Below are 20841 nucleotides of genomic sequence, written 5' to 3'. Positions count from 1 at the left end.
ATAATTCACATCAATAATAGACTATTCATAAAAACAACAATGAAATATTTTTATAACTAAAAAGATTAACTATTTTTATATAATTGGCAACAATCAATAGCCGCCGAATTATAATCAAAATATTCCAAAACTCATTATATTCAATTTCATAAATTAATATTTTTCATTTGTTTAAATTTCACCTTAAGTTATTTTTTAAGTTGCAAATATAAAATCACAGCATTTAAATTATAATACTAATAAAACTGACTGAGTAAAAACCACCTCGCCAAGAGGTGGTCTTAGGATAACAACTGAAAATAAAAAACATTTATTTTCCCACTGTAAACATATATCAACATTCTGTTAAAAACCAAAACGTAGATATTTACTTAGGGCATGTTTAATAATTAAATCCCGTTATAAACAATTGTCTTCCAACAATATTATATACCCGTCATCTTTCAAGTTGCTTCTTTGTTGGCTGCACTCACTCACCCCGGTCACATCGTTATCTATGCTCCCGGGGATTCGCTCCCTTGCCGTCGCGATGCATCTTGAAATCCATAGGGTATATTCTGCCCATTATCGTTATTTTGGTTGTTCCGGCCATTCAATATCAGGAACCTGTGAAATATCAATCCTGTTCAGCATTACTCTATACTTCTTCCATACCAACAGAGCCGTTTCTTCTTCTTTAGTCGCAATCCCTAAATCAACAGCGTCTTGTAATGGTGCTATTTTCTGGCTAGCCTCTACAATAAATTGTTGCTTTTTATTTTCAACATACTGCTGCAATTCTTCTCTTGTTGGTGGCGGAATATCAGCCCATTCCGGTAAACCATTTTGACCAGCTATACGATATTTTCCTTCCGGTGCATTATTCGCGGCGTATTCTTGATAAATATCAAGACTAACCTCAATAACATCATCTGGCAATGAACCAGAAGCAATATAATTCTGTTTCAACTCTATGGGATAGAATGAATTTGTCTTTGCACTATAAAAATACATAATTAATATCCTATCGCCAAATATCTTACAAAATTACCTTCTAACTGGTATGCAGAATTTCTGCATGTCACAAGAAATTGACTTGCGGAAACAGGTAAAGCAGCAACTCCAGCGCCAAAACTATTAAACTCAGAATATGTTGCAACGATCTGGAAACAAGCATTAGGGAATGGAATCGGGAAATATCTGTAATCATTTATAGTCCCGCAGCCGTTTGCCTGGCCCCACTGAATAATTATTCCAGTATCACCGCATTTCCACCAACCATTCACAACCTTATTAGCTGTATTCACATTAAGATTACAGCACTTGGCAATTTTTTTGTCTAATACGCTTTTGAATTGTGCGGAGATTTTAGTTACATTGCCATCATCCAAAACATCAGTGCCAGATTCTGTCACAATAAAATCAGCTATAGCAGATGATATAGTTGATGCTTGACGTAATGCCTTATTTAATATGTAATTATCAATAACCTGCTTGTCTGGAAACCCACTCAGCAAATCCGTAGATGCTTCATAGAGTGGTTGACTGGGAACATTAGCATTACTATCAATAGCAAAAGCTTTAAAATCATTTTTGGCACTCATATACATCTCCTTAAATTAAATAACATGATTTCATAATAAACATATTTAACTATCACTAAAGATGATTTCTCACAATTCACATCGATAATAGTCTAGTTTAGAAAAACAATAATGAAATATTTTTATAACTAAAAGGAGCAACTATTTTTATATAATTTTAAATAATAAATACTCCGCTGGCACGAACAATAATCCCATCATTCCATAATCCTGAATGACTTGTTTATTCCGACCATTTTTTCATTATTTCGGCTGCTCCGGCCACTCAACATCAGGAGCCAATGAAATATCAACTTTGCTCAACATTACTCTATATTTCTTCCATTCCAGTAGAGCTGCTTTTTCTGCTTCGGAAGCAACGCCTAAATCAACAGCGTCTTGTAGTGGAGCGACAAGATTATTAATTTTAGTCAATAACTGAGATTTATCATATTCTGCTTGCTGTATTAACTCCTCTTTGGTTGCAGCATAAATACTATCAGATGCTGCTTCCATATTCTCCCCAACAGCCTTGTCAGAGGGTTTATTCAACGAGTTATATTCTTGCGCCCAAGGCGTCCACGGACTATCGTGGAATTGGCTACGCGTATATACTCGACTGCTGTTATAAACAAAATAACGCTGAATAACGCCTGCCGCTTTCAACACAATAAGCGAACCTGCGAACGGTTCAGGGTAATTCGCACCATTTTTGGCATGAGCATTATACTCTTGATAATAAATCCCAGGTGTTTTATAACTATTTAAATCCGCGTTATCACCTAAATTAATCGACTGCCCGGCGAAAATATCTTGAGAAGTAATATTAATATCCGCAGCCAAAGCTTTTCCATTAATTTTACGGAGCCCTGTGATATATCGAGCATCAGACTCTGCTTTTGCATATGCTCCAACTTCTCCGGCAGTAGGTCTATTCAGTGTGTTATATTCTCTCGTCCAAGGCGTCCACGGGCTTTCATGAAATTGACTACGTGTATATACCCGACTGCTGTTATAGACAAAATAACGTTGAATAACTCCGGCCGCTTTCAATACAACCAGCGAACCGGCGAACGGCTCAGGGTAATTATTACCATTTTTGGCATGAGCATTATACTCTTGGTGATAAATCCCCGGTATTTTATAATTATCCAAATTGGCATTGTCACCTAAACTATGAGCCTGTCCAGCAAGGATATCCTGAGACGTAATATTAATATCCTCAGTTAATACTTTCCCATTAATTTTTCGTATGTTTGGTATTCTGGTATTAATACTTTCACGTAATGAATTTACTATTTCCTGAACCAGCTTTTGCGTAACCGCTAATGTATCACTATTACCCACTACATCGGTAAGCTGAACAATACCTTTTCGTGTTAATGAGGCATTTGGAACTTCTGCTGCAATCTTTTGTTCTAAGGCCCTATTTAGTTGATCGGTAAGTTTAGCTATATTACCATCATCCAAAATATCATTACCAGATTGCGTTGCGATAAAATTAGCAACCACAGATGATATTGTTGACGATTGACGTAATACCTTATTTAACAGATTAACAGGAATATTATCTGGTGGAAATCCAATCTGTAAGCTCTGGTTTTCTTCATACTTTACTTGACTCACTACATTAGCATTATCACTAATAGAAAAAGCCTTAAAATCATTTTTGGCACTCATATACAATCCTCAAATTGAATCATATTATTTTGAGAGGAAATTCAAAAATAAAAAAATCTATTTTTGCATTGCAAATTACATATCAATATCCTATTGCAAACCAAAATGCAGAGCTTTCAGTCTCGTATGCCCAATAACTAAATCCTGTTACAGACAATTGTCTTGCAACAATATTATATGATGATTCCAGGTTAGATTTATCACCTAATGTCAACGAAACATTTACACAAGCATTAGGAAACTGAATAGGAAAATTAACTGGTGTATCATATGCTGCCCAATTCACAATCCCCCATTGATAAATTACCCCTGTATCCCCACATTTCCACCAACCATTCACTGATTTCAACGCTGTATTTTTATTTCCTTTAGCATTAACGAGGTTATCGACTTCTGCTTTTGTATACCCGCTAATAACCCTGTCAGCAGGTTTATTCAATGTGTTATATTCTTGGGCCCAAGGTGTCCATGCATTATCATGGAATTGGCTACGTGTATATACTCGGCTACTATTATAGACAAAATAACGTTGGATAATTCCAGCCGCTTTCAATACAATAAGCGAACCCGAAAGCGGTTCAGGGTAATTGACACCATTTTTAGCATGAGCATTATAATCCTGATAATAAATCCCGGGTGTTTTACAGTGATCCAAATTTACATTATCACCTAAACTAATTGCCTGCCCATTCAAAATATCCTGAGAAGTAATAGTGACATCCGTAGCTAAAGATTTTCCATTCACCCTGCGAATTCCCGCAATATATCGAGAATCAGATTCTATTCTTGTATATGCGCCAATCTCATCAGCAGTCGGTTTATTCAGCGTATTATATTCTCTCGTCCAAGGTGTCCACGGATTATCATGAAACTGGCTACGTGTATATACTCGACTACTATTATAGACAAAATAACGCTGAACCGTCCCAGCCGATTTCAATACAACAAGAGCGCCGGCGAGAAATTCAGGATAATTAAGGCCATTTTTGGCATGAGCATCATACTCTTGATGATAAATTCCCGGTGTTTTGTAGCTATTCAAATCTGCCTTATCACCTAAACTAATCGCCTGCCCACCCAAAATATCCTGAGAAGTAATGGTGATATCTTCAGACAGTAATTTTCCATTAATTTTTCGGGTATTGGGTACTTTAGCATTAATACTTTCACGCAATGAGTTTACTATTTCCTGAGCAAGCTTTTGCGTAACCGCTAATGTGTCACTATCGCCCAGCACATTAGTAAGCTGAACAATGCCTTTTTGTGTTAATGAAGCATTAGGAACTTCTGTTGTGATTTTTTGTTTTAAAGCCTTACTTAATTGCTCGGTAAGTTTAGCTACATCTCCATCATCCAGAACATCACCGCCAGATTGTGTCGCAATAAAATTAGCCACGACAGATGCGATTGTTGACGATTGACGTAATACTTTGTTTAGCAGATTGCTAGTAATATTATCTGGTGGAAACCCAGCCTGCAAACTCTGATCTTTTTCATACTTCTCTTGACTCACTACATTAGCATTATTATTAATAGAAAAAGCTTTAAAATCATTTTTAGTACTCATATACACCCCTTAGATTAAATATCACAATCAATATATTGAATTATTATTAAAGTAATCATTCATAATTTACAGCAGCCATAGTTTAATTCATAAAAATAATAATAAAATGTTCTTCTAACTTAGAAGAATAATTATTTTTATATCATTGACGGCAAGAAAAAAATCAACAAATTTCAACTGATAATATATTCAATCCATTCATATTAAACATCTAAAATTATTTCACCTTGTCATTACTTGTTTTATATTTCATATTCAAAACTAAATTTTTTAGTATTATAACTCCAGCATAAATAAAACCACTGTATATACCCGTTATCTTTCAAGTTGCCTCTTTGTTGGCTGCACTCGCTCACCCCGGTCACATAGTTATCTATGCTCCCGGGGATTCACTCCTTTGCCGTCGCGATGCATCTTGAAATCCATAGGGTATAATGTTTAGCAATTCCTTCAATCTCAAATCCAAATTTTTTATGTAATGCGATAGCAGCATCATTAAACCCTTTCAATACGGTTTTGTCTCACTAGATTGATGCCAAACCGATAACGACTGCTTAGCTATCATGTTCCATTGTCCTCCCATGTAACAACTGCCAACTGAATTTGTAATCTTAAAAGCAATTGTCAGTCATATCGCTTGGTATCCTCTCCTCACAAGATACGCTCACTTCATCACCTAAAACACCCGATACAAAATTATTTTAATCTTTAAAATAATTTTTAAAAACTGCTTGACTATGAAGTTTTTCTGATTAAAATCTCAGCCACAATTTAGATTTTCGTGAAACAAATCACACTTTACCAATAAAGAGAATTCATCATGAAATCTGTTACATCTTTCATATCAAGTGTTCATAGCGTTGTTGTCTACTTGTCAACGCCTTGTTTTATCTAAATTTTTACCGATCGCGTAAAAAGCCAGTTTTAAGCTGGCTTTTATGAAGATAAGATTGAGCACTGTCTGCTATAGAACGAGTTCTCACAATTTTAGCCCGAACCTTTAGTAGCCATAAGATTACATGTACTTATGTCACTCAAAACCAGAATATTAAATCGCCCTAATTTATTGCGTTGCAATTTCATAGGATACCTGCCCTTTGAGCAATGCCTGAACTGAACTGCTATCTCCTCCTCCCCCAGCTAAACCCCACGTCACCACGCGACCATCCGCAGTTAACGCGGTAAACGCTGTACTACTCCCGTAGATAGCACGAACATTTTTCAACTGCTCTGCTACAGCACGGCTATCTCCTCCCCATTCGCTATCACCCCAAGTGACGACAGTTCCATCACGGCGCAACGCAGCAAACGCAGCCTTCGAGCTTGTGACTTGAATAATATCTTGCAGATTTGAGATAGATTCTGGAACTTTTCCTCCCCTATCAACATCCCCCCACGCGACCACAGAGCCATTCGCACGACGGGCTGCAAATGCATGCACTGTTGCGGTCACTTCAACAATATCATTTAATCCTGCTATATCTTTTGGTACCACTCCCCCATAACTGTCTCTTCCCCAAGCCACCACTGAACCATTCGACCGTAGAGCCGCAAAAGCATTGTTCGAACTGCTTAACTTAATAATATCCCTCAATGCACTGATTTCACTCGGAACGACACTACCAAAATCACTACCATATCCCCATGCAACAACAGAATGATTGGCACGTCTCACAGCAAAGGCCCAAGCAGCCTCCGCAACTTCCACAATATCTGTCATTGCCGCAATTTCCGGCGGCAATGTTCCTCCCTTATCACCGCTTCCCCAAGCGACTAAGTGACCCGTGGCTCTCCGGGCCACAAAAGCACTACCTCCTCCCCACACATCCACAATATCTGTCATTGCCGCAATTGCCGGTGACACTAATCCACCATGAGCGTGACTTCCCCAAGCAACAACTTGCCCGGTAGCCCGACGAGCCGCAAATGCTCCTGCCGATCCCACAATATCGACAATATCACTTAATCCAGCAACTTCCGTTGGAACAACCCCACCATATTCTGAATTCCCCCAAGCAACGACATGACCATTGCTTAACCGTGCTGCAAAGGCATTTACTGTACTCACTATCTGAACAATATTATTTAAAGTTGCCAAAGGAGCCGGGATGTTGCCGCCAAACCCAGCGTCTCCCCAGGCAACCATATAACCGCTATCCCGCCGGGCAACAAAAGCAGCGGTATAATCTCTACCCAACCCATTTCCAATCGCGTGCCAGCCATTACCTGCAATATTACACGGGTTCAAAGTCACTAATTGATTAGCCAAACGCACACGCAAAGGACGATACGGCAAAATATCTTGAAAATTGCTGCCAACAACCCACTTCTGTTCCCCTGCATATTGCCATTCGGCTAGCACAGGTCGCAAAGTGTTGGCATTCAGCGCACTAATATAGCAAGGAGGAGTAGCCCCAAAGTTATAAAACCCCTCTCGCGAATAACGAGCGCCTATTACCAACAATTTAGCCCTTTCCCCAATTATGTAATAATCCACTGGCTGTGATCGAGCCAATTCTCCCGTTGCCCGAGTAATATTGTAATTCAACCGGACATAGCTCCCAGAATATTGTTCTAATACAGGAAAAGGCACGATGAAAGTTAGAATCTTCCCTCTTTTTTCGCGTGTCACCGTATCCTGTAATATATAGGGGCTACCAAATTCTCCTTGCCAAGATAAAGTAATCTTATCCCCTGTCATCATATTTGGGTACGGATTAACATAGATCGTCGCACCATTGATATCAATCACCTGACTTATATCTAATTGCCATTTATTATTAGCCTCTGCTATCCACGGCGCAGGCAAAAGCTCATATACTTGTTTGAGTTCATTCTGAGAAACACTATATGATGTTGACATATATTATATTCCTTTCATAATTAAAGGTGATAAAAATTTAACGCTGGAATGGAACAAACTAATAATCAACCATCTAAATAAACATTTAGACAAATTGATTAGCAGAGATTCAATCATTTAGCTTTCGTTATTCATTTAAATATTAACTTGAATCTAACCCCCTACTCATATTATCTGGAATATATTCTTATCCTGATATTCAAGGATAAGAATATATGAAATAACAACCAACAGATATTAATAATTCAATGCATCGAGAAGTCGTTTTTTCAATGATGCAACATCATCCACATTATTTTGAACCAGTAGAGTAAGATTAGCTATATCACTTTCCAGAGATTGAACCTTCTCTTCCAACTCCTTATTCTTTGCATCTAATAATATATCAATCCTTGCCGATTCAGCATGTAACTGCTGACCATTAACCGCCTCAGTACTGTGATTTGAAATATCCCCAGCCGCAACATGTATAATCTTACGTTCATGGCCGGTTTTTCCTACAGAAACAACATTCGGTTTATTCGCAATAGAATCTGCACCTAATGCAATGCTCCCTTTTTCTGTTGCAGAAGCGTGTTGACCAATCGCCACGGCCTGAGCCGCACTCGCAGTCACCTTTTGTCCCAAAGCGATAGAAGCCAAGCCGTTGGATACAGAATCAGCACCAATCGCAATGGGCCAAACGACTTTCGTATCACCCTGTTTACCCGCAATTTGATTTTGCCCAATGGCAATAGCCGCTTCACTGATGGTTTTAGAATTTCGGGGTGAAGCACCAATTGCAATAGAATGTACTGCCGGTGCTTCTGCATGTCCAAGTACAACTGAATCTTTACCAGTTGTTTGTTCAGCTATATCGGTATTTTCAATAGACATATTAAACCTCTTAATTTATAAATTAAATAACCATGCGTTGTTTGAAACTTAATAAAATGTGCAACAGAATATGATATGGATTACGTGAGCTAGTTTCACATATCAAAGCTTAAATTAACGTTATATTTATTCCGCCGACAATATTAGATATAAATCCCAGCTTGTAAATAAACTAAAATTATTGGATGGTGGAATATATTGTATGGAATTTATTTCATGTATTATCAAACTTTATGGAATATATATCCGATAAAGTTCATCATAACCAATTAATTAATCACCTCAATATTAATTGGTTTTTATATACTTAATCCAAGTAAACATATGAGAAAGCTTTATTATTAACCTTAAATTATTTGAAAAATAATTATCCAGTATACTTTTAACACCCAAAAAATATAATTACATTTGGCTAATTATAATTTTAATAATAAATACTCTCAATGAAAATTTTTACCACTGATGATTTCTCAGCCTTCATGGATGGCAATTCACCAACTCAAGACATTCCCAGGAAGTTGTTGAAAGTTTATGATCTATTAGCCAAAAATTTTGTTAATATCAATGACAAGAATCTTGAAGGCAACTTATACCCTATGGATTTCAAGATGCATCGCGGCGGCAAGGGAGCGAATCCCCGGGAGCATAGATAACGATGTGACCGGGGTGAGAGAGTGCAGCCAACAAAGAGGCAACTTGAAAGATAACGGGTATATCATCTGATTTATTAATCGAGGTAACATGTAATGAGTGATAATCGACTCATCAAAATGCAGAAAATGGCTGAGCGTTTTCATCAATCGGGCACAGTATCAAATATCACCATGAGAGAAATTAATGCATTGGTTAAACAAGATAAAAACATGAATCACTCTTCATCTAATGTGATGACCGGAAAACACATAATTAAGTGAAAACATATTTTACCGGCCGCATTTCACTAACCGTATCAGCCAGTTCAATTAATTCAATAGGGTAATCTTGTCCGGTAATGATTACCGTCTGATTAATTGGCCGTTCGCTTAATGCCTTGATAATTTCGTCGAAAAATAGATAACCGTTATTTATCGCGCAAGCCAATTCACTAAGCACGACCAATGATAATTCAGGATCACGCATCATGCGCAGCGCATGCCGCCAAACCTCAGTACAAGCGGCAATATCCTTAGCACGATTCTGCATTTCTCCAGTCAAGTTCATTGATATTAGTTGAAATTCTACCCCATGCGGCTGCAACAAAGTACGCTCGCCGACTGACCATTCATCCCTAATAAACTGGATAACGCCAGCCTTTAATCCATGACCCAACGCTCGTGTAACCGTTCCCATTGCTGCGGTGGTTCTTCCTCTGCCATTACCGGTATAGATAATGACAATCCCCCGGTTTTCTTGAGCGGCTGCAACTTGTGCCATAAATCTCTCTTTTTGCCGCTGTTTTCTCTGTTTATATCGCTCCTCACTCATTTATCCGGCTCCAATATATTAGTCAACTGTTTGTTTTGTCTGTATTCGCTTGAGATGACTCAGAGAATAATGTTTCTACCACCCGATCAACTTGTTGATGATCTTGACTGACCAACGATTGCATTAATCGCTCATTAGTGAAAAACCGTTCCCAAAAGTGACGACGGGCCGCCAAATGATGAAAATGTCGTTTTACTCGTTGACGCAGTGTTCCACCGTGAGCGGCCAGACGACCAAGATGCATCGGTAACAACTGTTCGAGTTTTTCACGCCATAATCTGACCAATACCGGCGCATTTCCCCCGGAAGAGATCGCAATCACCAATGGCGAACGATCAATCACTGACGGTGTGATAAAACTGGCTTGCTGTGGCTCATCCACCACATTGCAAAAAATGCGGCGTACCGTCGCACAATCACACACATAGCCATTCACCGCCGCATCATTAGTAGCAGCAATCACCAGCCAACAATGCTCAAGCCAGTGAGGCTCAAACTCACCGCGAATGAGTGTCACTTGGCCGTTATCCTCCCATAGCTTAAATTGCGGGGTAAATTCCCGTGCGTTAACTAATAGATGTGCACCAGCATCTAATAACAGACGCGCTTTACGCTCAGCTACCTGACCTCCTCCAACCAGCAGACAGGTTTTATCCCGGATCTGACAAAACATCGGCAAATAATCCAACATAAGTCTCCTCCCACCGTTAACGCACACCACCCGGAATCATGGTCAACAAGTGCTGACGGGGATAAAAACGAATTATGCCCCTCTGTTTCAGCCACCAGCATAGATATTCAACATCATGATGGTGACGATCGCACAATAATCCGACAACACTGCCACTATGAGCAACATTCAGCCCGTAGATCCCACTCCGTTCTACCAGTTCCAACAAACTGTCAAACGCCGGTTTGACCAACAACTTTTGACTGGCCAGTGCACTGAGCGTCGTGGCTTCTCCCAACCGCCAGTAATTCCGAGTAGTCACAGCCTGACAAAATAGTTTCCAAGCACGCTCTAGCACTGCGGCATTTTCCAGTAATACCGGATGGCGATCTAAGCGGTGATAATCAGCCGTGATCACGATTTCCGGGCTTTCCAATAACAAAATGTCTATAGCTGGCTGCCAGTCACAAGCAATTTGCGTGCTACCTGTTTGATGATCGAACAAGGTAAGTCGGCTGAATAACGTGCTATCCGTCGGCTCAAGCTGTACGCAAAAGCTAGCCAGTGTCGTTTCATCAAGTGTTTTCCCCAAATAACGCGCCGTCGCCAGCGCTGTAGCGGCAATATCAGCGGTACTACTTGCCAGCCCTTTTGCCATCGGGATCGTAGAACTCAAGGAGATCCGTAAACCTCGCGCCATCTCCACCGACAAACCAAAATACGCCAGAACAGTTTTCATCACTTGGCGCATACGGGGACGTTCATCTTTTCCCGGCACGCCATCTGCAACAGACACCTCGCTGAACCAATTCACCGGACAAGAGATCAATTTCTCACCACCAAGAATCCACCCTTGGATAAGTTCACCACACGATGCAGGACAACGCGCTTCAGCCATAACCGAATACCTGATGTAACGCCGATACCAGACGGCGATTATCATGCTCGCCCTTGATGGCGACCCGATAATGATCCACGTTCAAGCCCGGATAATTAGCACAATGGCGAATCAATATTCTCTGTTTCAGCAATGCGTGTTGAAGATCGATTTCTGGGCGCAGGCAACGCAGGAAGATATAATTTGCCGAGGGAGGCCAAACACGTAATGCCGGTAATGCAGCCAATGCCTGATAAAGCCAGCGTTGTTGCTCAGCTAACCAGCGGTGTGTTGCTTGAATGTAAGCGTTATCATTAAGCACCATTTCACCCGCCAACGCCGCGAAAGCATTAATGGTCCACGGCTCCCGCCAGCGCTTCATTGCCCGAATCCCCATTACATCACTGCTGACCAGATAACCAAGGCGCAACCCCGGAATAGCAAAAAATTTCGTGAGTGAACGTAGAATATAAAGACGAGGAAAATGCGCTATCTGAGGAATAAATCCAGCAATATCCGGGAGAAAATCGATAAACGCCTCATCAACAATCAACGCAATATTATGCTGACGGCAACGTTCAAATATTGCCTGCAATAGCACAGCATCTGGCATCAACCCCGTCGGATTGTTCGGTGTCGCGAGAAACAAACAGTCAGGCCGATGGCGCTCTAATGCCATCAACACGCGTTCATCAGGTTGATAGCTATCCGCTTCACTCATCACATACTCATCAATCTGACAATCCACTCGCTGCAAGGCGCGCCGATATTCAGCAAATCCCGGTATCAACAACATGGCTCGGCGCGGCTTAAGATAATTCACCACCGCATAAATCAATTCAGTCGCACCATTACCCGCCATCAGGTTTTCGGCAGTGCAATGATGAGCCTGCGCTAACGCTGCATGTAACCGGCGATATTCTGTATCAGGATAGTATTCTGCGCATTGCAATTGGTCGATAATGGCTGTTTTCAGGGATTCCGGCATTCCTAACGGATTGATATTCGCGCTGAAATCAATCATCTCTTCGACTGTAACACCGATTTTCAGCGCCATTTCCAGCACATTACCGCCATGTTCGCTCATCAAATATTATCCCCAAATGTTAAACAGAGAATCAGAGTGCCATCAGTGATGGAACAGCAGACAACAATAGATGCTCCCGGCTAAAAGCCAGTGTTTCCCGCAAACGCACCACATCACCAATCACAATCAATGCTGGTGCAGTCAATCCCTGAGCGGCTACCTGCTGAGCCAGCGTTAGCAGGGTTGCGCTGGCAACCTGCTGTTGCTGATGGCTAGCATACATCACAACCGCCGCCGGCGTTGTCGGCGCTTTACCGCCTGCGATCAGTTGCTCACAGATGCTCGCCAGTTGAGTCATTCCCATTAAGATCACCAACGTACCTTCCAACTTTGCCAGCGTCGCCCAATCCTGTGATTCATTTTCCTGACGCAGATGGCCGGTAACAACATGAAAACCTGAGGCATAATCACGATGGGTGACCGGGATCCCGGCACAAGCCAGACCACCAATGGATGAACTGATGCCCGGTACCACTTCAAAAGGGATCTTCGCCAGTGCTAAAGCTTCCGCTTCTTCACCACCACGCCCAAACACATAAGGATCGCCTCCTTTTAGCCGGACAACATTTAACCCTTGTTGCGCACACTCTACCAAGATCTGATTAATTTGCCGTTGCGGCACTGGGTGATAGCTCGGCGTTTTGCCGACATTAATCATTTTGCAATCATCAGGTGCTTCGGATAACAGGTCCGGGCTGACTAATCGATCATACACCAGCGCCTCAGCCTGACGGATACAGTGTAATCCTCTGACCGTAATTAGCGCCGCATCGCCGGGACCAGCACCGACCAACCAAACTTTTCCGCTATTCATCATATTTTTCACCCTGTAACGAAAGTCTGTTGGAAGATATATAACCGATAGCCAGCAACATGATCTGGTGTAAGATCAATAATTCTTCATTTTTATTAATGTATTGACGATAACCCTCTGTTCTGACGCATTGTTACTTTATCTGCTTGTTTCTCTTAGCAACTTCGCCCTGCATCTTGTATCTACACCCTATGGATTTCAAGATACATCGCGGCGGCAAGGGAGCGAATCCCCGGGAGCATAGAAAACTATGTGACCGGGGTGAGGGAGTGCAGCCAACAAAGAGGCAACTTGAAAGATGACGGGTATACGCCATTTTTATTATGACCCCTAATATTTTTGTGACCACAGTTGATTTTCCAACCAAATTGCCGATATTTAATACTGATTGATAAAAAAAAATGCCAACATACGCCTTATTGCAGACAAGAGGCGTAGCGATGGAAGCCAAGGAGTTATTCAGTGTCGGTATTGACATCGGCACCACCACCACACAAGTGATCTTTTCGCGTCTGTCACTGGTGAATCGTGCAGCGGTATCACAAGTGCCACGCTACGAGTTTGTTAGCCGCGAGATCATCTGGCAAAGCCCGGTGTTATTTACCCCCGTAGACTTCGCCGGACAATTGCGTGAAGACGAACTGTTCAGTCTGATCCAAGCACAATATCAGGCCGCAAACATCGCGCCGGAAAGTGTCGATTCCGGTGCAGTTATCATTACCGGCGAAACCGCGAAAACATGCAATGCACGCCCTGCAATTATGACGCTGGCACAAAAATTAGGGGATTTTGTTGTGGCAACAGCGGGGCCACATTTGGAATCGGTGATTGCCGGTTTGGGCTCCGGCGCTCAAGCGCTTTCACAGCAGAAAATGGCCAGAGTGCTCAACATTGACATCGGCGGCGGTACAGCCAACTATGCACTATTCGATGCCGGGCGACTTATCGCCTCCGCTTGCTTAAATGTCGGCGGCCGCTTATTGGAAACCGATCCTCACGGGAACGTTTTACGGGCACATCCGCCCGGAGTACGCATCGTTGATTCACTGTTTGGCGAAAATACAGATATTCAACATCTGACAGCCACGCAATTACAGCAAATTGCTACGCGGATGTCGCAATTGCTCTGGGAAATCGTTACCGGGCAACTCACACCTCTGGCGCAACAATTACTGATGACCGAGCCGCTGCCAAGCTGTGATGAACTAAATTGTGATGAACTCTACGCAGTCACCCTCTCCGGCGGGGTAGGAGAATGTTATCGTGAAGCATCGGATCATGACCTATTCCGTTTTCACGATTTAGGACCATTGCTGGCACAAGCTATCCATCGTGATAATGATTTCGCCAAACTGCCGCTGCAAATGCCAAAGCAAACCGTGCGCGCTACCGTCATTGGCGCTGGCGCTCATACATTATCGTTATCCGGCAGCACTATCTGGCTCGATGCACTATCGCTACCCCTGCGCAATATTCCCGTCGTCCATCCTGACACAGAAGCCACTGAATCACTGGCAGAAGCCTGGCAACAGGCACTGACACAAATGGATCTGCATGCCGAGCAGGATCTATATGCATTGGCCTTACCCGACGCCCTGCCAGTGAATTATGCCGCCGTGCAGACATGCATTACCGCTTTACAGAACTTTGCCGCACGCTATCCCTCTTCTCACCCGCTGCTCATCGTTGCAGGCCAAGACTTTGGTAAGGCATTGGGTATGCTGTTACATCCTCTGATGGGAGAACGGCCGCTGGCAGTTATTGATGAAGTGATCACCCGCACCGGGGATTATATCGACATTGGCACGCCACTATTTAATGGCACTGTGGTTCCCGTCACTATCAAATCACTGGCTTTTCCTTCCTGAGAGAGCATAAACATGAAATTGAAAACTCAGCTTTTTGGTAAGACCTATCAGTTTAAAGATGTCAAACAGGTGCTGGCAATGGCTAACGAATTGCGTTCTGGGGATATGCTAGCCGGGGTAGCGGCCGGAAATTCCCAACAACGCGTAGCGGCTAAACATGTCCTCTCGGAAATGACGATTGCGGATATTCGCATGAATCCGATCATTCCTTATGAAGAGGATTGCGTAACTCGCATTATTCAGGATGACATTAACGAAATTGCCTACGCCCGCATAAAAAACTGGAGCATTGGTGAACTACGTGAATACATAATCAGCGACGATACCCGCGTGGATGATATCGCCTTTCTGCGTAAAGGAATCAGTTCCGAAGTCGTTGCCGCCGTGGCAAAAATCAGCTCCAATGCGGATCTGATCTATGGCGCGAAAAAAATGCCGGTGATCAAAAAAGCCAACACCACCATTGGAACGCCGGGAACATTCAGTGCCCGGCTGCAACCTAACGATACCCGCGACGATGTACAAAGCATTTTGGCCCAAATTTACGAAGGACTATCGTTTGGCGTGGGTGATGCAGTTATCGGCGTCAACCCGGTAACCGACGATGTAGAAAACCTCACCCGTGTACTAGATACCCTCTATGAGGTAATCGACAAATTTTCCATCCCAACACAGGGCTGTGTCTTAGCTCATGTCACGACCCAGATAGAAGCCATTAAGCGTGGTGCACCGGGCGGTTTGATTTTCCAAAGTATTTGCGGTAGTGAAAAAGGGCTAAAAGAGTTTGGCGTAGAATTGGCTATGTTAGATGAAGCACGTGCCGTTGGCGCGGAATATTGCCGTCTTGCTGGCGATAACTGCCTCTATCTTGAAACCGGACAAGGTTCTGCTCTCTCCGCCGGTGCTCACTTTGGCGCTGATCAAGTGACAATGGAGGCACGAAACTACGGCTTAGCACGCCACTATGACCCATTTCTGGTCAATACCGTTGTCGGTTTCATCGGGCCGGAATACCTCTACAATGATCGCCAGATTATCCGTGCTGGATTAGAAGATCACTTTATGGGAAAACTCAGCGGTGTCTCAATGGGATGTGACTGCTGCTATACCAACCACGCAGATTCCGATCAAAACCAGAATGAAAACCTGATGATCCTGCTGGCAACCGCAGGATGTAATTTCATCATGGGAATGCCACTCGGTGATGACATTATGCTCAATTACCAGACATCTGCTTTCCATGATACCGCCACTATCCGCCATCTGCTCAATCTGCGCCCATCACCCGAGTTTGAACGCTGGCTGGAACAGATGGGGCTGATGGCAAATGGTCGCTTAACATCACGTGCGGGCGATGCATCGTTCTTTTTCTGATTCTTTGCTGAGATAAATCATCATGAACCAAAAAACAATTGAAAAGAATGTAAGCGAGCGGGTATCTGACCTGAAACCCGATACATCCCCTGAACTCATTGACGAAACGGAAAGTTGTACGCCGGATTTAGGCTCCTTAGAAGCCAAACAGTGGATCGGTGTCCAAAACCCGAACCGGATAGAAGTCTTACAGGAATTACGCCGCAGCACGGTGGCGAGAGTCGGTACCGGCCGCAGTGGTCCACGCCCTCGTACTCAGGCATTGCTGCGTTTTCAGGCTGATCACTCCCGTTCTAAAGATACGGTGTTAAAAGAGGTCCCGACTGAATGGATAGAAAAACAAGGATTGCTAGAAGTGCAATCTCAAGTCAGCGACAAAAACCTCTATCTGACTCGCCCGGACCTGGGAAGAAAACTCAGTGCGAATGCGGTAGAAACTTTACTGACACAGTGTAAAACAGCGCCCGATGTACAAGTTGTTATCTCCGATGGCCTGTCTACTGATGCCATTATCACCAACTATGAAGATCTTGTGCCACCCCTGTTAAAAGGGTTGGAACAAGCAGGAATGTGCATCGGTACGCCGTTTTTTGTACGCTATGGTCGCGTTAAAATCGAAGATCAAATTGGCGAGTTACTCAAAGCTAAGGTAGTTGTCTTATTGATTGGAGAACGCCCCGGATTAGGGCAATCGGAAAGTCTTTCCTGCTATGCTGTTTACCAACCCACTGTAGAAAAAACGGTTGAAGCTGACCGCACTTGTATTTCTAATATTCATCGTGGCGGCACGCCCCCAATCGAAGCCGCGGCAATTATTGTCGATTTAGCTAAAAACATGCTGGAACAGCAAGCTTCCGGCATTGCTCTTAGTCGTTGATGGAAGGGTATATACCCCTTTTACCTCGTTAAGAAAATCATCAATATAAAGATAAAAAATAGGATGGCAGGCCAGAACCTGCCCCCTGATTTATTAATCATAGCCCGACAATAAATGCGATATAACTTCAAGTTCTACATTTTGAACATAGTTACTCATGTTGGTGAATACAATTTTATAGTAATTAATCATATTAGGAGGTGATGCAAGTATTTCAGTCTTACCGGGGGAAATATCAACATAGCTATACATATTATAATTCCCAAGTGGACCAGCCCAAAAATTTACAGCCCTAATATATGCCACGCTATTGTTTTTTATAATTGCGTCAGCGAAATCAGTGGGGAATATTGCATTACCCTTACTATAAAATTCAAATGGCTCGTTAGAATTCATATATACCATTTTTGTTGGCATTCCATATTTTTTCCACAAAGAGTCCATTACAAATTCAATTTCTGCATTTTCGGTATTGCTAAGATTGGAGACTACAACTTTATAGCGGTAAAAAAGTTCTTTTGGTCCTACGAATATTTTAAGTTCGCTAGGATAAACATCAACATGACTATACTGCTGATAATCTCCAATCAAACCAGCCCAGTAATTGATAGCCCTGATTGGTACCATACTCTTGTTTTTTATAATTGCCGTTGGGGCAACACTTGGCATTACAATATCGCTATTACTATAAATCTCAACGGTTCCAAGAGGAGCTATAGAGATAGTTTTTTTCAATGACATTATTTTTTCCCTTATTATTTCTGTTGTTTAGTAATATATATAATAGGTAGTTTTACCTGTAAAATTTAACTTAACACTTCCCACGAACAGTTAAATATTGAAATTTGTCAGTGAAGTAAAAGGAATACGATAAACAAATTTATCGTATATAATTTTTCATTCAATCATGTAATAGCCAAAATCAGATACTGTTTTTTCCTCATTATCTATTCTGATAACATTTTTTTCTCTCATTTCTATTACAATGGCAGTACCATACTACTGAGTACAACAAATTTTCTAAAAACAGATCTAAAGAAAGCATTTATTAGGTATAATAGTTATGTTACACTAATTCATTATATCAACAAAATATTATGGGATTGAATAGATGGATTTGGAAAAATTAAGAAAATTAACCCTCAGTAGCGGATTCACATTTAAAGAGCTTCTTATGATGCAAAGGATCTTTAAAAATCTTGACGATGATGAAAGAAGGTATCTTATAAAAACTTATACAAAAAGCGATAATATTTACAACGTTATAATATTATTTGCTGGAGAAGTAGGTTTTCCTGTGTTATATATAACTGCTTGGTATATAGTGTTCATATTAATAGAACTGTATGATAATGCATGGTTTATGGTTCCATTTACATCACTTATTTATGTTATTGTGACGATGACATGTTTATGTTATAAACGTTTTTGTCAGAATTATCCTTTCACCCTATGCATAAAATTAATCATTTTCTATACTCGCCTAAAAATAAAAGAACAACTCAAACAGTTATAAGAAATAAGCATGTTATGGTAAAAAATTTATAGAGTTAGAAAACGAGTTTAAAAAAATGGATTTAATTGACTTAAGAAAATTAATATTAAATAGCGGATTCACCTTAAAAGAATTACTTAAGATAAAGCGAAACTTTATTATCTTATATAAAGACAAACCTGATATTTATGATAAATACCAAAGTAAAACAGATTGCTTTTATCGTTATCTGTTACTTATAGGTGAAGAAATCGCCATACCATTGATATATTCAACACTAATTAACTTATTTATAATATCAGGAATGTTTTTCAGTGGAAAAGCATATGGAATTCCATTGATGTTTTTTGTTTACTTATCAATAACGACATCAGCTTTATTCTATTTCAGCTACTCCGTTAACTGTAATTTCATAACAGGATTAAAATTAGCAATATTCTATATTCGTTTTAAAATAAAAAACAAATTTAATCCTTGAGTTAACCAATAAAATATGATAAAAACAACTAATTATAAAACCAAATAAAATCGAGCATGAATAAATGAACCTAATTGACTTAAGAAAATTAATATTAAATAGTGGATTCACCTTAAAAGAATTACTTAAGATAAAGCGAAACTTTATTATCTTATATAAAGACGAACCTGATATTTATGATAAATACCAGAGCAAAACAGATTGTTTTTGTCAGTATCTATTACTTATAGGTGAAGAAATCGCCATACCTTTAATATATTTAACCACAATTTATTTATTTATGATATTAGGTATGTTTTTCAGTGATATGGCATATGGAGTGCCATTAATGTTTTCAATTTACTTATTCTTTGCGATCTCTGCTTTTATTTATTACAGCTTCTCCGTTAGCTGTAATTTAATTACAGGTTCAAAATTGTTAATTTTCTATATTCGTTTTAAAATAAAAAATAAATTTCAATCGTCATGAAGTTTATTTATGTCATCTATCAAAAGTTTGACTTTATATCCACTACTTAATACTTGAATGGTTAACATAGGCTTTGGTGTTAGCTGCCATTTTCTGGCAAGATCCGAATTAATATATCTGAACAATTTCCCTGTCCCCGGCTTGACAGAATAGCCTCCTGATATATTATTCTTGGATTTAACCGGTTTAAGCTTGAGCACTCCATAAGTCCCATATAAACTTGCTACGAGATCAACTGAACTATAAGCAACATCAGCTACATCATCACCATAACCTAAAGCATGAGAGGCATATCGATAACCTTTCCTAACCAAACCTATTTTTTGATTCTCATAAAGGATCGGACTAATAGCCTCATAAAAATTACTACCTCCATGAGCAACTAGCACAGCACCCATTAATTGAACCCTTTTAGATCTTACAATTCTCCCTGAATTAATTACAGCAATACCAGCAGCTGTTTGAGCAATACCAGCAACAACCCCACCGCCTATTTTTGCGTATTTAACTACGCCCTGATCTTCAAATATATCGGTTACAATATATTTGGTATAATCCTTACGCCTTAAAGCCTGATATTCTTTTTCCGTTATTTCATATTCATCTTTTACTGCATAAACCAATCTCTTTTTTTCATTTACATCAAATGTATTTTTAAATTCACGTGTTTTTATATTAACAAAGTCATCAATTTCTTTTAAATATGACATTCTCAATTGGCTATCTTCTATAAAAAAGCTGGCAGCCAAGTGTGCTTTACGCTTCAATGACGAAGCGTAATTATTTAAATCATAAGAAAGATGAGATATCCCTTTCATAA

At 40.7% G+C, this 20841-nt stretch carries 19 protein-coding genes and 1 pseudogene; 7 read left to right on the top strand and 13 right to left on the bottom strand.

Going from position 1 to position 20841, the window contains the following annotated elements; genetic code table 11:
* Positions 1–570 precede the first annotated feature (570 nt).
* The 6 genes from SLS51_RS11600 to SLS51_RS11575 form a co-directional block, all read right to left on the bottom strand.
* Positions 571–993 (bottom strand): tail fiber assembly protein, encoded by a 423-nt coding sequence (locus tag SLS51_RS11600; protein WP_323838450.1) that lies wholly within the window; start codon positions 991–993, stop codon positions 571–573.
* 2 nt (positions 994–995) lie between these two features.
* Positions 996–1583, bottom strand: a complete 588-nt coding sequence (locus SLS51_RS11595; protein ID WP_323838448.1) for a gp53-like domain-containing protein — start codon at positions 1581–1583, stop codon at positions 996–998.
* A 243-nt stretch (positions 1584–1826) separates the two neighbouring features.
* Positions 1827–3242 carry a tail fiber assembly protein gene (locus tag SLS51_RS11590; RefSeq protein ID WP_323838446.1) on the bottom strand — a complete coding sequence of 472 codons (1416 nt, stop codon included), beginning with the start codon at positions 3240–3242 and terminating at the stop codon, positions 1827–1829.
* An 82-nt stretch (positions 3243–3324) separates the two neighbouring features.
* Positions 3325–4809 carry a pyocin knob domain-containing protein gene (locus SLS51_RS11585; RefSeq protein ID WP_323838444.1) on the bottom strand — a complete coding sequence of 495 codons (1485 nt, stop codon included), beginning with the start codon at positions 4807–4809 and terminating at the stop codon, positions 3325–3327.
* A 1063-nt stretch (positions 4810–5872) separates the two neighbouring features.
* A complete protein-coding gene (locus tag SLS51_RS11580) occupies positions 5873–7672 on the bottom strand; it encodes an RCC1 domain-containing protein (RefSeq protein WP_323838442.1) in 1800 nt (599 codons plus the stop codon).
* A gap of 237 nt (positions 7673–7909) precedes the next feature.
* Positions 7910–8548 (bottom strand): hypothetical protein, encoded by a 639-nt coding sequence (locus tag SLS51_RS11575; RefSeq protein WP_323838440.1) that lies wholly within the window; start codon positions 8546–8548, stop codon positions 7910–7912.
* A 746-nt stretch (positions 8549–9294) separates the two neighbouring features.
* Between SLS51_RS11575 and SLS51_RS11570 the strand changes: the two genes are divergently transcribed.
* Positions 9295–9462 carry a hypothetical protein gene (locus tag SLS51_RS11570; protein ID WP_323838438.1) on the top strand — a complete coding sequence of 56 codons (168 nt, stop codon included), beginning with the start codon at positions 9295–9297 and terminating at the stop codon, positions 9460–9462.
* Here SLS51_RS11570 and cobO read toward each other — a convergent pair.
* From cobO to cobA, 5 genes and pseudogenes are all read right to left on the bottom strand, one after another.
* Positions 9455–10012 (bottom strand): cob(I)yrinic acid a,c-diamide adenosyltransferase, encoded by a 558-nt coding sequence (gene cobO / locus SLS51_RS11565; RefSeq protein ID WP_323838436.1) that lies wholly within the window; start codon positions 10010–10012, stop codon positions 9455–9457. The two genes, SLS51_RS11570 and cobO, sit on opposite strands and share 8 nt — an antisense overlap.
* Positions 10013–10070: 58 nt before the next feature.
* Positions 10071–10700: pseudogene (locus SLS51_RS11560) on the bottom strand (NAD(P)-dependent oxidoreductase); the annotation flags it as partial.
* A 19-nt stretch (positions 10701–10719) separates the two neighbouring features.
* Positions 10720–11580, bottom strand: a complete 861-nt coding sequence (locus SLS51_RS11555; protein ID WP_323838434.1) for a GHMP family kinase ATP-binding protein — start codon at positions 11578–11580, stop codon at positions 10720–10722.
* The gene (gene cobD, locus SLS51_RS11550; protein ID WP_323838432.1) at positions 11573–12646 is read right to left on the bottom strand and encodes a threonine-phosphate decarboxylase CobD; all 1074 of its coding nucleotides are present in this window, start codon (positions 12644–12646) and stop codon (positions 11573–11575) included. Before cobD ends, SLS51_RS11555 begins: the two co-directional genes overlap by 8 nt.
* Positions 12647–12677: 31 nt before the next feature.
* Entirely contained in the window at positions 12678–13460 is a 783-nt protein-coding gene (cobA, locus tag SLS51_RS11545) for a uroporphyrinogen-III C-methyltransferase (protein WP_323838561.1), read from the bottom strand.
* Positions 13461–13900: 440 nt separating this feature from the next.
* Between cobA and eutA the strand changes: the two genes are divergently transcribed.
* Genes eutA through eutC form a run of 3 tightly spaced genes read left to right on the top strand, consistent with a single transcriptional unit; the run spans position 13901 to position 17579 of the window.
* Positions 13901–15328 (top strand): ethanolamine ammonia-lyase reactivating factor EutA, encoded by a 1428-nt coding sequence (eutA, locus tag SLS51_RS11540; RefSeq protein WP_323838559.1) that lies wholly within the window; start codon positions 13901–13903, stop codon positions 15326–15328.
* A gap of 12 nt (positions 15329–15340) precedes the next feature.
* A complete protein-coding gene (locus SLS51_RS11535) occupies positions 15341–16702 on the top strand; it encodes an ethanolamine ammonia-lyase subunit EutB (protein ID WP_323838430.1) in 1362 nt (453 codons plus the stop codon).
* A 22-nt stretch (positions 16703–16724) separates the two neighbouring features.
* Positions 16725–17579: an ethanolamine ammonia-lyase subunit EutC gene (gene eutC, locus SLS51_RS11530; RefSeq protein WP_323838428.1), complete on the top strand. Its 855-nt coding sequence runs from the start codon at positions 16725–16727 to the stop codon at positions 17577–17579.
* A gap of 93 nt (positions 17580–17672) precedes the next feature.
* Here the strand turns inward: eutC and SLS51_RS11525 are convergent, their stop codons facing one another.
* On the bottom strand, positions 17673–18320 hold the full coding sequence (locus SLS51_RS11525; protein ID WP_323838426.1) for a hypothetical protein: 648 nt from the start codon (positions 18318–18320) through the stop codon (positions 17673–17675).
* Positions 18321–18690: 370 nt separating this feature from the next.
* Here SLS51_RS11525 and SLS51_RS11520 point away from each other — a divergent pair, with 370 nt between their 5' ends.
* The 3 genes from SLS51_RS11520 to SLS51_RS11510 all read left to right on the top strand — a co-directional run bounded on the left by SLS51_RS11520 (position 18691) and on the right by SLS51_RS11510 (position 20021).
* Positions 18691–19095, top strand: coding sequence for a hypothetical protein (locus SLS51_RS11520; RefSeq protein WP_323838424.1), 405 nt, complete (start codon positions 18691–18693; stop codon positions 19093–19095).
* Positions 19096–19150: 55 nt separating this feature from the next.
* Entirely contained in the window at positions 19151–19552 is a 402-nt protein-coding gene (locus SLS51_RS11515) for a hypothetical protein (RefSeq protein ID WP_323838423.1), read from the top strand.
* A gap of 64 nt (positions 19553–19616) precedes the next feature.
* Positions 19617–20021 carry a hypothetical protein gene (locus tag SLS51_RS11510; RefSeq protein ID WP_323838421.1) on the top strand — a complete coding sequence of 135 codons (405 nt, stop codon included), beginning with the start codon at positions 19617–19619 and terminating at the stop codon, positions 20019–20021.
* On the opposite strand, the gene SLS51_RS11505 is transcribed toward SLS51_RS11510, so the two are convergent.
* Positions 20009–20839: a DUF4225 domain-containing protein gene (locus SLS51_RS11505; protein ID WP_323838419.1), complete on the bottom strand. Its 831-nt coding sequence runs from the start codon at positions 20837–20839 to the stop codon at positions 20009–20011. The genes SLS51_RS11510 and SLS51_RS11505 overlap by 13 nt on opposite strands.
* Positions 20840–20841 lie beyond the last annotated feature (2 nt).

This window comes from Photorhabdus africana, assembly GCF_035181445.1.
Classification (GTDB): Bacteria; Pseudomonadota; Gammaproteobacteria; order Enterobacterales; family Enterobacteriaceae; genus Photorhabdus; species Photorhabdus laumondii.
Note: the sequence above shows the minus strand (reverse complement) of the source record. Positions and strands in the feature narration are given on the sequence as shown.